At 71.9% G+C, this 12,239-nt stretch carries 10 protein-coding genes; 7 read left to right on the plus strand and 3 right to left on the minus strand.

Annotation, left to right across the window (positions count from 1 at the left end; translation table 11 throughout):
- The first annotated feature begins 7 nt into the window (after positions 1-7).
- The 3 genes from AB0I38_RS15560 to AB0I38_RS15570 all read left to right on the plus strand — a co-directional run bounded on the left by AB0I38_RS15560 (position 8) and on the right by AB0I38_RS15570 (position 5,110).
- Entirely contained in the window at positions 8-3,259 is a 3,252-nt protein-coding gene (locus AB0I38_RS15560) for a discoidin domain-containing protein (RefSeq protein WP_358467350.1), read from the plus strand.
- Between the two features lie 217 nt (positions 3,260-3,476).
- Positions 3,477-4,775 (plus strand): S8 family peptidase, encoded by a 1,299-nt coding sequence (locus AB0I38_RS15565; RefSeq protein ID WP_358467352.1) that lies wholly within the window; start codon positions 3,477-3,479, stop codon positions 4,773-4,775.
- Between the two features lie 2 nt (positions 4,776-4,777).
- The gene (locus AB0I38_RS15570; RefSeq protein ID WP_358467354.1) at positions 4,778-5,110 is read left to right on the plus strand and encodes a hypothetical protein; all 333 of its coding nucleotides are present in this window, start codon (positions 4,778-4,780) and stop codon (positions 5,108-5,110) included.
- 70 nt (positions 5,111-5,180) lie between these two features.
- Here AB0I38_RS15570 and AB0I38_RS15575 read toward each other — a convergent pair whose 3' ends face one another.
- From AB0I38_RS15575 to AB0I38_RS15585, 3 genes are read right to left on the minus strand one after another with little or no spacing between them, the layout of a single operon-like run.
- Positions 5,181-6,788: an FAD-dependent monooxygenase gene (locus AB0I38_RS15575; RefSeq protein WP_358467356.1), complete on the minus strand. Its 1,608-nt coding sequence runs from the start codon at positions 6,786-6,788 to the stop codon at positions 5,181-5,183.
- Between the two features lie 30 nt (positions 6,789-6,818).
- Positions 6,819-7,655 carry a fumarylacetoacetate hydrolase family protein gene (locus AB0I38_RS15580; RefSeq protein WP_358467358.1) on the minus strand — a complete coding sequence of 279 codons (837 nt, stop codon included), beginning with the start codon at positions 7,653-7,655 and terminating at the stop codon, positions 6,819-6,821.
- Complete coding sequence (locus AB0I38_RS15585) at positions 7,652-8,539, minus strand: dioxygenase (protein WP_358467360.1); 888 nt, start codon at positions 8,537-8,539, stop codon at positions 7,652-7,654. Before AB0I38_RS15585 ends, AB0I38_RS15580 begins: the two co-directional genes overlap by 4 nt.
- A gap of 88 nt (positions 8,540-8,627) precedes the next feature.
- Between AB0I38_RS15585 and AB0I38_RS15590 the strand changes: the two genes are divergently transcribed.
- The 4 genes from AB0I38_RS15590 (at position 8,628) to AB0I38_RS15605 (ending at position 12,179) form a co-directional block, all read left to right on the plus strand.
- Complete coding sequence (locus tag AB0I38_RS15590) at positions 8,628-9,320, plus strand: FadR/GntR family transcriptional regulator (protein ID WP_358467362.1); 693 nt, start codon at positions 8,628-8,630, stop codon at positions 9,318-9,320.
- A 2-nt stretch (positions 9,321-9,322) separates the two neighbouring features.
- A complete protein-coding gene (locus AB0I38_RS15595) occupies positions 9,323-10,168 on the plus strand; it encodes an NAD-dependent protein deacetylase (RefSeq protein ID WP_358467365.1) in 846 nt (281 codons plus the stop codon).
- 5 nt (positions 10,169-10,173) lie between these two features.
- Positions 10,174-10,560 carry a YchJ family protein gene (locus AB0I38_RS15600; RefSeq protein WP_358467367.1) on the plus strand — a complete coding sequence of 129 codons (387 nt, stop codon included), beginning with the start codon at positions 10,174-10,176 and terminating at the stop codon, positions 10,558-10,560.
- 179 nt (positions 10,561-10,739) lie between these two features.
- Positions 10,740-12,179, plus strand: a complete 1,440-nt coding sequence (locus tag AB0I38_RS15605; RefSeq protein ID WP_358467369.1) for an RICIN domain-containing protein — start codon at positions 10,740-10,742, stop codon at positions 12,177-12,179.
- The last annotated feature ends 60 nt before the right edge of the window (positions 12,180-12,239 follow it).

A 12,239-nucleotide genomic window follows, 5' to 3' on the forward strand; every position in this document is an offset into this window, starting at 1 on the left:
CTCCGCCATGAGACGAACCCTCACCGCACTCCTCCTCGTCGCCGGGTTACTCACGGCGGGCGCCCCGGCGCGCGCCGACCAGACCATCGGGTTCCCCACGTTCAGCGGCCCGGCGATCCCGGCCGCGCCCGCCGCCTACACCACCGGCGACATGATGCAGGCCATCTACGACGCCGAGAGCTCGGGCACCGACTTCTGGATGGACCGCCTGCTCGCCCGCGCCGGCAACGACCCGGCCGGCACCTGGCTCATGTCGCGGGGCCGGGCGCTGTTCATGAAGACGCACACCCCGGGCACGCTCGGCTTCGCCGGCCAGGTGGCGTACTGGGAAGGCATCGGCACCGGCAACGCCTACACCATCGCCCTCACCCCGGGCACCTTCACCGAGCAGGTGAGCTCGCGCTGGCAGGCGCCCAGCCACTGGAAGAGCGTGCACACCAGCGGCGGCATCAGGGTGGAGCAGACGAAGTTCATCACGGCCGGCAACGTCGCCGTGACCAACCTGGCGATCACCAACAACGGCTCCGCCTCGACGACGCTGCAACTGCGGGCCACCTCGCCGCACGCCACCACCGGCACCGGCGCCGAGCTGACCGGGCAGGTCAACGCGTACAACAATCTCACCACCCTGTATCCACGGCTCACCGGCGACGGCTTCACCGTCTCCAGCGGCGGCCTCAACCGGTCGGTGACGGTCGCGGCCGGTGCCACCGTCACCGCCAAGGTGGTCATGGGCTTCGTCACGAACGAGATCGCCGACTCGCGCACGGAGTACGACGCCTACGCCGGCTACACCCCCGCCACCGCCTTCGCCACCCACGTGCGCGCCTACAACCGGTGGTGGGCCCAGAACGTGCCCTACATCGACGTGCCCGAGCCCGCGATCAAGAAGAACATCTACTACCGCTGGTGGCTGATGCGCTTCAACAACCTCGACGCCGACATCCCCGGGCAGACGTTCCAGTTCCCCACCTCGATGGAGGGCGTGCTCGGCTACAACAACGCGATCGCGCTCACCCAGCCCATGCACATCGACGACCTCAAGTATCTGCGCGACCCGAGCTACGCCTTCGGCAACTGGCTGAGCGTCGGCCAGACCTCCAAGAACGGCCGCTTCCTCGACAACCCGGGCGACCCGGAGAACTGGTCCAACAGCTACACCCAGTACATCGCCGAGGCGGCCTGGAAGAGCTACCAGATCCACGGCGGTCAGCCCGCGATCGCCGGCAACCTGGCCCGCTACGCCGAGCAGGACGTCAAGGGCCAGCTGGCCTACTACGACACCGACAACAACAAGCTCATCGAGTACGACTGGGGCGCGCTGACCGGCAACGACGCCGACGCCGTCTCCTTCCACTGGAAGAGCGGCCGCATGGACCGCGCCGAGGCGGCCTACCAGTACAGCGGGGCGCTGGCCGCCGCGCAGGCCTACCAGGCCGTCGGCAACACCGCCAAGGCAGCCGAGATGAACACGCTGGCGACCCAGATCAAGGACGCCATCGTCAACGTGCTCTGGAACCCGAGCCGTCAGCTCTTCGAGCACCGGCTCAAGTCGACCGGCGAGTGGGTGCCCTGGAAGGAGATCAACAACTACTACCCGTTCGCCGTCGGCGCCATCCCCAACACCGCCACCTACAAGCAGGCGCTGCGCCTGTACGCCGACCCCGCGCACTACCCGATCTTCCCGTTCTACACGGCCAACCAGGTGGACAAGGCAGCCGCCGCGGCGGCGGGCAACCCCGGCTCGAACAACTTCTCCACCATCAACTCCACCGTGCAGTTCCGGCTCTACTCCTCGGTGCTGCGCAACTACCCCAACTCCTGGATGAGCGCGACCGACTACAAGAAGCTGCTCTACTGGAACACCTGGGCGCAGTACGTCGGCGGCAACACCCAGTGGCCCGACGCCAACGAGTTCTGGGCCGACTGGAACGGCTCGTCGATCACCTACCGGTCCTGGATCCACCACAACATCCTGGGCAGCGCCAACTGGACCGTGATCGAGGACGTGGCCGGCCTGCGCCCCCGGAACGACGCCAAGGTGGAGCTCTCGCCGATCGGCATCGGCTGGACCCACTTCACCGTCAACAACCTGCGCTACCGCAACGCCGACCTGACCATCGTCTGGGACGACCCCGCCGACGGCGTCGTCCGCTACCCCGGCGTGCCGGAGGGCTACTCGATCTACGTCAACGGCACCCGCGCCGCCACCGTCTCCTCGCTGGTGCCCTTCACCTGGGACCCGGCCACCGGCGACGTCACCACCGGCGGCACCGTCACCCACCACGTCGCCGTGCCCGGCCTGCGGTCGCCCGCCCAGGTGACGCAGACCGCCGGCCGCGTGGTGGACCTGCTCGCCAAGGCCGGCGTCGACCTGACCGCCGACCTCGCCAACCTCGCCGCCGGCGCGACCGCCTCGGCCTCCCACACCGGCTCCGGCAGCAGCCTGCCGGGGGCGATCGACGGCTATCCCATCAACGAGCCGTTCTGGGGCGCCGGCGGCTCCCCGAACAGCCAGGACTGGTACGAGCTGAACTTCGGCACCGCCCGCACCCTGAACGAGGTCCGGCTCTACTTCAAGGACAGCCGCCCCGCGAGCGCCACCTATCGGGCGCCGTCCTCCTACACCGTCCAGTACCACGACGGCAGCACCTGGGTGAACGTGGCCGGCCAGACCAAGACGCCCACGACGCCGCGGGCCAACTACAACCTGGTGCGGTTCCCGGCGGTCACCGCGCAGCGGGTACGGCTCCTCGCCACCAACGCCTCCGGCGCCAAGACCGGGCTCACCGAGATCAAGATCCATAACCGGGGCGGCGTCCAGCCGCCGGGCAACCTGGCGGGCTCCGCCACGCCGACGGCCTCCTACACCTCCGCCTGGGAGAGCGTCGCCGCCGTCAACGACGGGATCGACCCGCCCTCCTCCAACGACACGGTCAACCCGCGCTGGGGCTGCTGGCCGCAGACCGGGCAGCAGTGGGTGGACCTGACCTGGCCCTCGGCCCAGACCATGAACCGGGCCGAGGTGTACTTCTTCGACGACGACCAGGGCATCGACATGCCGGCGTCGTGGAAACTGCAGTACTGGAACGGCACCGCGTACGTGGACGTGCCCGGCGCGAGCGCGTACACACTGGCCAAGAACCAGTACAACCCGGTCACCTTCACGGCCACGAGCACCAGTCGCCTGCGCGTGCTCCTCACCGGCAACGGCACCTCCTCGGTCGGCCTGCTGGAGGTGAAGGCCTTCGGCTCCTGACCGGTCGTCCGCAGGGGGCCGGCCCACCCGGACCGGCCCCCTCAGGCGTCCTGTTCCAGGCTCGTGTTCTCCGTGAAACGACCATGGGCGCGGGTGCTGATCGGGCACGGTGACGCCCCGGCCTAGGGACTTTCCCGGGAGCCGCCCTGATGCGACGGCGGGCCGCCGATCCGTAGCGTCTGGACCGTTCCCAGCGATCCAGGCGAAAGGCTGAGCGATGCTGACGGGAAAGATGGAACCACGCCTCATCGAGGCGATCGAGCACGAGAAGACGCGCGCCACGGCGCAGGGCGACCTGGCCGCCGACGTGGACCGCACCGAACGGTTCCGGGTCACGATCTCGCACCAGGAACCGGTCCTCGCCCCCGAGGCCGGGGGCCTCGGGCGGCACGGAGAGGACGCGCTGGAGGAGCTCCGCGTCCGGACCCGCCCGAGCCAGCAGGCGATCCTCGACCGGCTGAGCGACCTCGCGCCGGAGGGAGCGGTGGTGCAGCACACGCTCACCAACGCGGTCACCACCACGCTCACTCCCGCCCAGATCGCCCAGGTCGCCGAACTCGACGAGGTCAAGGTGGTTCGGCTGGAACGCATGGACGCCGTCACCACGCTCAACGAGAGCGCGGTGGAGATCGAGGTGGCCGGCGGACGCGAGGAGTTCGCCGTCAACGGGCGCGGCGTGCGCGTCGCGGTGCTCGACTCGGGCGTGGACGGCGGCCACCCCGCCCTGTCCGGCAAGGTCGTCGAGCAGGTGGACACGTCCGGCGAGGGCATCGTCCCCGGCGCGCACGGCACGCACGTGGCGGGCATCATCGCCGGCAACGACGCCGTCTACCAGGGTGTGGCCTACCAGAGCAGCATCATCGACATCAAGGTGCTGACCTCGTTCGGATTCGGCCAGCCGGCGAACGTCGTCGCGGGGCTGGAGCAGGCCGTCCGGCGCAACGCGGACGTCGTCAACCTCAGCCTCGGCTGGAGCGAGTACTTCCACGGCTGGTTCTGCGACAACGCCGACTGCATTCTCTGCCAGGCGGCCGACAACGCGGCCCGGCTCGGCGTCACGGTCGTGGTAGCCGCCGGCAACGAGGGCGCCCTGGCCCCGCCCGGCCTGTCGAACATCCGGCACCCCGGCGCGGCCAGGCGGGTCATCACGGTGGCCTCGGTCGACAAGGCCAAGCAGCTGTCCGCGTTCTCCAGCATCGGGCCCGGCTCCGGGCGGCTCAGTCCCACGTCGCCGACGCGGCTCACCAAGCCCGACCTGGCCGCGCCGGGAGAGACCATCACGTCGTGCGCGCTGGGCGGCGGATTCGTGGCGCTCAGCGGCACCTCCATGGCCGCGCCGCATGTCGCCGGACTGGCCGCGCTGATGCTGGAGCGCTTCCCGGGAGCGCGTCCGGCCCAGGTCAAGAAGCTGCTGGAGATGAGCGCCGAGCCGCTGCCGTTCGCGCCGAACGAGACCGGCTATGGTCTGGTCAACACGCTCGGCGCGCTGATGGGCGGGCTCGGCAAGGGGGTGTGATCGTGCGCGCGAAGGTCGACGAGGACGTCTTCCGCGAGCTGGACCGGCTCGCGGAGGAGTCCTCCGATGCCGGTCCCGCCCGGGTCACGGTGCTGATCGAGCACGTCACCCCCGCGACGGCGATCCCCGACGCCGGCGACCTGCCCAGGGCGACGGGTGACGTGCTGGCCGGCATCGTGGCCGATCTGGAACGGCTCGGCGCGGCCGACGTCCGACCCCACGTGCTGGCGACCGTCGTCTCGGCCCGGCTCACCCGGTCGCAGATCGACCGGATCGCCGGCCGCGAGGACATCCGCCGGGTCCACCTCTCCCGGCCACATCGAGTGATCACCTGACGATGGGCCGGTCAGGCGATCCCCGGACGACCGTGGCCCGCCGGATGATCGTCTGACAGCTACGGGCGGGTCAGCTCGCGCCCCGCGCCCGGTCGAGGATCGCGCCCGCGTCGGGGGAGGGGTCGTCGCCGCGCCAGGCGATGTGCTGGTCGGGGCGGACGAGCAGGTAGTGAGCGCCGTACAGGCCGGTCAGGTCGGGGCGGTGCAGGTGATGCCGGGTGAACGGCACGCCGCGCTCACGGGCGGCGCTCTCCCAGCGCGCGTCGGCCGCTTCGGCCGCGACCTCGACCAGCGTGAACCCCGGCCCCAGCTCGTCGTAGAGCGAGCGGTCACGGCCCAGCCACACGTGTGGCAGCCGCCCGCCCGGCGCGCCCGACGGGCGGTAGACCGAGGTACGCGACTCCGGGGCCGGACCGTCGTCGGCCACGACCAGCGGCGACCCCGCGTAGGTGGCGCCGAGCACGAAACCCAGCGTGTACGTCTCGCTGGACTTGGTCCGCCTGACCAGCTCGGCCGCCTTGAGCCGGGCCTGCCCGCCCTCCTCGGTGTCGTCGTCGAGCGCGGGCCGGGCCAGCTCGCCGGTGAGGACGCGCATGTTGTTGGCCGCCTCGGCGATGGCCCGGACCGCCATCGGCCGCCGCTCGGTCTCGTAGCCGTCCAGCAGCCCGGGTCCGGCCCAGCCGCGCAGGTCGGCGGCGAGCTTCCAGCCGAGGTCGACGGCGTCGCCGATGCCGGTGTTGGCGCCGAACCCGCCCCACGGCGGGTTGAGGTGCGCGGCGTCGCCGGCCAGGAAACAGCGGCCCTGCCGGTAGCGGTCGGCCACCAGCATGCGGGAGGTCCAGGGGTCCAGCAGCCGCACCTCCAGCGGATGGGCGGCGCCGATCATCGTGTGCAGCGCCCGCTCCACCCACGCGGCGGTCGGGTCCTCGGGGGCGCCGATGATGATCGCCCACCAGGTGCCCTCGGTGTCGAGGGGCCCCATCAGGCCGTTGACCTCGGGATTGACCACCCAGTACTGCACAGCCGGGCCGTGCGGGTGGGCCTGCGACAGGCCCGGCGCGCTGAACACCGCCTGCACGTTGCGGACCTCGTGGGTCTGTCCGGACAGCCGGATGCCCAGCTCGCGGCGGACGACGCTGCGCCCGCCGTCGGCGCCGACGAGGTAGCGGCCGCTGATCAGCCGGCGTTCCCCGCCGGCGTCGACCGCCTCGGCGGTGACGCCGTCCGCGTCCTGCCGGAGGCCGTCCACCGTCCAGCCCCAGCGCGCCGACACCGTCGGACGCCGGTCCAGGCAGCCACGCAGTGCCTCCTCGACCCGGTTCTGGCCGCACCACTGGGCCGGCTCGGCGAGCTCGTCGCGCTGGATGTCGGACAGCCCGAAGATCCCGTCGAAGCGCTCGATGCGGTGCCCGGTCAGGCTCGCGCAGAACACCGCCGTGTCGGACCAGCCGAACGGCAGCCGCGCGTTGTCGCGGATCGCCCCGGCCACGCCGAGCCGGCGGAAGATCTCCATCGACCTCGGGTTGATCTGCTTGCATCGCGGCGAGCCCTGGCCCGCCTCCGGCCGCGGCTCCACGAGCTCGCACGCGACGCCGCGTGAGCCCAGCTCGTGGGCGAGCGTCAGGCCGACCGGGCCGCCACCGACGATCACGACCTCGGTCTCGATGGGTTCAATCACTGGTGGGGCTTCTTCCTGGTGGCCGGGCTGTCAGAGACCGGAGGGGCCGGTGATGGGAGTGCGCAGGACGCCGAGGCGGTCGACGTCGACCTCGACGACGTCGCCGGGGCGCAGCAGCCAGGGCGGGGTGCGGACGTACCCGACGCCCTCGGGGGTGCCGGTCGCGACGACGTCACCGGGGTTGAGGGTGAGGGTGCGGCTGATCAGCGACAGCACCTCGCCCACCTCGAAGATCATGTCCCTGGTGTCGCCGTCCTGCACGAGCGTGCCGTTGACGCGGGTGCGCACCCGCAGCCCGTCGCGCAGGTCGCCGACCTCGTCGGCGGTGACGACCGGTCCCATCGGGCCGGTGCGGTCGCCGTTCTTGCCGAGCGTCCACTGCGTGGTCAGCTTCTGGGCGCGGCGCGCGGTGAGGTCGTTGAACGTGGAGTAGCCCAGCACGGCGGCCCGCGCGGTGTCGGCGTCCACCTCGCGCAGCGGCGCGCCGACGTACGCGGCGACCTCGCCCTCCCAGTCGAGACCGGCCTCGTCCACGGGGACCGGCGCGGGCACGCCGCCGACGCTCAGCGACGCGGTCCACCGCCCGAACAGCGTCGGATGCTCCGGTACGGCGAACGAGCCCTCGGCGGCGTGGGCCCGGTAGTTGAGGCCGACGCAGATCACCCGCGCCGTCGGCGGCACCGGCGGCACGAACCGCACGGACTCGGCCGGGACGGCGTCGCCGGGGGCGGCGGCGGCCCGCGCGGTCCAGCGCGCGGTGTCCGACCAGAACCGGTCCACCTCCGCGACCGGGCGGACCTCGTCGCCGTCGAGCCGGGCGACCTGGACCTGGTCGTGGCCGGGCAGGATCGCGCCGACGAGCCTCACGGCCGCTCCTCCGCCCAGTCGAGCGGCACCATCCGCAGGTCGAACTCGATCTCCTCGAACGGCCCGTCCATCTGCCGGCGGCGCAGGTCGCCGGGGGACTCCCGGCGCACGGCATGGCAGATCAGCTCGGGCTTGACCGCGAAGGCCGCGTCGGAGTCCAGGTAGGGGTCGCCGGCCAGGAACACGTGGGTGGTCAGCGGCCGGTAGCCAGGGGCGGTGACCTGGACGTGCACGTGGGCGGGCCGCATCGGGTGCCGGCCGATCGCCTTCAGCAGCCGGCCGGCGGTGCCGTCCGTGGGAACCGGATAGCTGGCGGGCCGGACGGTGCGGAACCAGTAGCCGCCGTCGGGGCCGGCGGTCAGCAGGGCGCGCAGGTTGCCCAGCTCCTGGGCGTCGTCCTGGCTGTCGTACAGGCCGGTGTCGTTGGCCTGCCACACGTCGACGACGGCTCCGGGCACCGGGGCGCCGTCGCAGTCGAGGACCCGGCCGTGCACCACGGCCGGGGTCGCGCGCTCACGCTCGGGGCCGTGGGCGATCCAGTCGCCGAGCTCGCGGGGCGGCGCGGGGGAGTGGAACGGGCCCTGCACCGACGAGGGCGTCATCGTCTCGGGGCCGGAGTGGTTCACGTCGTCGACCGCCGTGGTCAGGCCGAGCATGTCCGACAGCAGGATGAACTCGTCACGATGCGGGCCGCACCACCGCTGTCCCGTCTCGGCCAGGAAGGCCAGGCCGGCCAGCCACTCGTGCTCCGTCGGGCGCACGTCGGCCACGAAGGCGTGCAGGTGGGTGATCAGCGAGGAGACGACCTCGTTCAGCCGCTCGTCGGATCCGTTGACCCCGCGTAACACCTGCCGCAGCAGCGGGTCGCCATCAGGCGCGCGCATAAACACCCGTACCTTTCGCTGGTTTATTAAATCCAGGAGCGTAGCGTCAGACCAGGTCGAGAGCCAGTGATCTGGTAGATTCGCGCAGGTGGTCATCGGTGCACCCCAGACGCGAGCCGAAGTCCTCGCCGCCGACATCGAGCGGATGATCGCCGAAAAGGGGCTCGGGCCGGGCGACCCGATCGGCACGATGGACGAGTTCCGCGACCGATCCGGGTTCGGCCGCGCCACCATCAGCGAGGCAGCGCGGCTGCTCAGCGACCGGGGCACCGTGCGGATCCGCCCCGGCCGGGGCGGCGGGCTGTTCGTGGCCGACCCCGACCCGGTGGTCCGGCTCCGGCACACCCTGCTCACCGTCCGCCGGCAGCCCACCACGGTCGCCGACGCCATCGCCGTACGCGAGGCGCTGGAGCTCCTGATCGTCACCGACGCCGCCCGCCATCGCACCGCCCAGGACATCACGGCCCTGCGCAAGCTGCTGACCAGGCTCCGGCGGGCCGCGGCCGGGGGCGCCGACCGCTTCATGCGGGCCAACTGGGAGCTGCACGAGCGGATCGCCGAGATCTCGCCCAACCCGCTCGCCCGCGCGGTCTACCTCAGCATGTCCCGCTGCATCGCCGACCTGGCCACCCGCGCGGGCTCCGACCCCGATGGGCCGGGCGACGGCTACCTCGGCCTGCGGGTCGAGATCCACGCCGAGCTGGTCGAGGCCATCGCGGCCGGAGACGTCCAACGCGCCACCGCGGCCACCGAGCGCCACCGCGGATCGGGCACCATGTGACTGTGACCGAAACCCGTGGATCCCTCGATTCGCTGGCCGGGCTGCTGGCGGAGGGTGGCGTGGTGGTGCTCAGCGGGGCGGGCCTGTCGACCGAGTCGGGCATCCCCGACTACCGGGGGCCCACCGGCCGTGCCCGCCGGGCCGAGCCCATGACCTACCAGCGGTTCGTCGGCAGCGCCGAGGCGCGGCGGCGCTACTGGGCGCGCAGCCATGTCGGCTGGCGGCAGATCGGCCTGGCCGCGCCCAACGCCGGGCACCGGGCCGTGGCCGAGCTGGAGCGGTGTGGGCTGCTCGACGGCATCGTCACCCAGAACGTCGACGGGCTGCACCAGGCGGCGGGGGCGCGCGGGGTGATCGAGCTGCACGGCGGGCTCGACCGGGTCGTCTGCCTGTCGTGCCGGGAGCGGACTCCACGCCATGAGCTGGAGCGCCGGCTGCGGTCGGCCAATCCCGGCTGGGAGGCCAGTGGCCAGATCAACCCCGACGGCGACGCCGTGCTCACCGACGACGAGGTCGCGGGGTTCCAGGTGGCCGACTGCGCGGGGTGCGGGGGCCTGCTCAAGCCCGATGTGGTGTTCTTCGGCGAGAACGTGCCCCGCCCCCGGGTGGAGGAGTGCTTCGCGCTGGTGACCGGGGCGCGGGCGGTGCTCGTGCTCGGCTCGTCGCTGGCGATCAGGTCGGGTCTGCGGTTCGTCAGCAGGGCCGCCGCGCTCGGCATCCCGATCGCCATCGTCAACCAGGGGCCGACCGGCGGCGACGCCGACGCCACGCTGACCCTGGACGCGCCGCTCGGCGAGACGCTGAGCGCTCTCGCGGGCCGCCTCACGGCGGGTTCTGCGACAGAATGAGGGCCATGTCCCGCTCCGCCACCGCCTCCTGTCCCTGCGGCCTGCCGGCCCCCTACTCCGCCTGCTGTGGCCGGCTGCACCGGGGCGAGGGCGCGGCCACCACCGCCGAGCAGCTGATGAGGTCGCGGTTCAGCGCGTTCGGCGTGGGCGACGAGGCCTACCTGCTGCGCACCTGGCATCCGGACGTCCGTCCGCCGCGGGCCGGCTCCGACAAGGGGCTGCGCTGGGTGAGCCTGGAGATCCTGGAGACCACCGGCGGCACCGTCTTCCACACCGAGGGCACCGTGCGCTTCCGGGCTCGCTTCGTCGAGCGCGGGCGGCCGGGGCAGCTGGAGGAGCACAGCCGTTTCGTCCGGCTCGACGGCCGCTGGGTCTACGCGGGCGTCGTCTGACCGGGGGCTGACCGGGCCCGTTATGAAAGTTTCACGGCTTGTTGACACTGGGAAAGCGCTTACCTATCTTGCAGGTGTTCGCTCATACGTATGGCGTTCACGTACATGAACGAGATCTCGCTGGGGGGACACCGAGGAGCAGGCCACCAGGGCCTGCCGGGCCAGCAAGGAGCTCAATCGTGCGACAGAGAGTCAGCGGCAGAACGGCCGCGGTCATCGCCGGTGTCATCGCCTTAGCGGGAACGGCGGTGGCAGGCGTCGCCACCGCCTCGCCCGCCTCGGCCGCCCCCGCGCCCGGGGCGTACACCGTGGTGAACGACGGCAGCGGGCTGTGCCTCACCGTGCCGGGCGGCAGCACGTCCGACGGCGTGCAGCTCACCCAGAGCGGCTGCGGTGGCGCGGCCCAGACCTGGAACCTGGTCGCCGCCGGCGGCTCCTTCCAGCTCAGGGCGGCCCACACCGGCAAGTGCGCGGGCGTCAAGGACGCCAGCACCTCCGCGGGCAAGGCCGTGCAGCAGGAGAGCTGCTCGGGCACGGCCTCCCAGACGTGGAACCTCACCGAGTCGGGCTCCGCCTACCGGGTGGCCAATGCCAACGGCGGCAAGTGCCTCAACACCAAGGACAACTCCACGTCCTCCGGCGCCCTGGTGCAGACCAACTCCTGCGACTCGGTGGCGACCAAGCAGTGGCGGCTCGTTCCCGCCGGGTCGCAGCCGAGCCCGACGCCCACGCCGACCCCGACCATCACGACGCCCCCGGGCAACCCGACCGGCCTGGTCGGCTGGGCGACCCAGGGCGGCGGCACCACGGGCGGCGGCAACGCCTCGCCGGTGACCGTCTCCACCGCGTCCGCGCTGACCAGTGCGCTGTCGGCGAGCGGCACGTCCGTGATCCGGGTGTCCGGCACGATCTCCTGCTCCGGGATGCTGCGGGTCACCTCCAACAAGAGCGTGCTGGGCAACTCCGGCGCGGCCATCGTGGGCTGCGGGTTCAACATCGCCGAGGCGTCCAACGTGATCGTCCGCAACCTCACCTTCCGCGGCTGGAACGACGACGCCATCAACGTGCAGTACTCGACCCGTGTATGGATCGACCACAACACCTTCAGCGACGGTTACGACGGCGCCGTGGACATCAAGCGCGCCAGCGACTACGTCACCGTCTCCTGGAACAAGGTCACCGACCACGACAAGAGCATGCTGCTCGGGCATGACGACGGCAACGGCGGCGAGGACCGGGGCCACCTGCGGGTGACCTACCACCACAACTGGTTCGACGGCACCAACCAGCGCCACCCCCGGGTCCGCTTCGGCAACCCCGTGCACGTCTACAACAACTACTACGGCAGCATCGGCTCCTACGGCGTGGCCTCCACCGAAGGCGCCGGCGTGCTCGTCGAGGGCAACTACTTCGAGAACACCGAGGACCCCTTCCACCTCGGCGAGGGCGACTCGGGCCCCGGCACGCTGGTCGCCCGCTCCAACCACTTCGTCAACTCCGGCACCGGCCAGTCGGGCGGCAGCGTGGCGTCCATCCCCTACTCCTACTCGCTCGACGGCGCCTCGGGCGTCAAGTCCATCGTGACCGCGGGCGCCGGCGCGGGCCGGATCTCCGTCTGACCCACCCTCGACCGGGCCCCCGCCGGGGGCCCGGTCACCCTCGGGAGCCGCACCCTCGCT

Source organism: Nonomuraea cavernae (assembly GCF_040655715.1).
Classification (GTDB): Bacteria; Actinomycetota; Actinomycetes; order Streptosporangiales; family Streptosporangiaceae; genus Nonomuraea; species Nonomuraea cavernae_A.

Bases quoted from the DNA above. Each gene is read 5' to 3' on its own strand.
- AB0I38_RS15560 (WP_358467350.1), top strand. From the start codon at position 8: ATGAGACGAACCCTCACCGCACTCCTCCTCGTCGCCGGGTTACTCACG.
- AB0I38_RS15565 (WP_358467352.1), top strand. From the start codon at position 3,477: ATGCTGACGGGAAAGATGGAACCACGCCTCATCGAGGCGATCGAGCAC.
- AB0I38_RS15585 (WP_358467360.1), bottom strand. From the start codon at position 8,539: ATGCGCGCGCCTGATGGCGACCCGCTGCTGCGGCAGGTGTTACGCGGG.
- AB0I38_RS15600 (WP_358467367.1), top strand. From the start codon at position 10,174: ATGTCCCGCTCCGCCACCGCCTCCTGTCCCTGCGGCCTGCCGGCCCCC.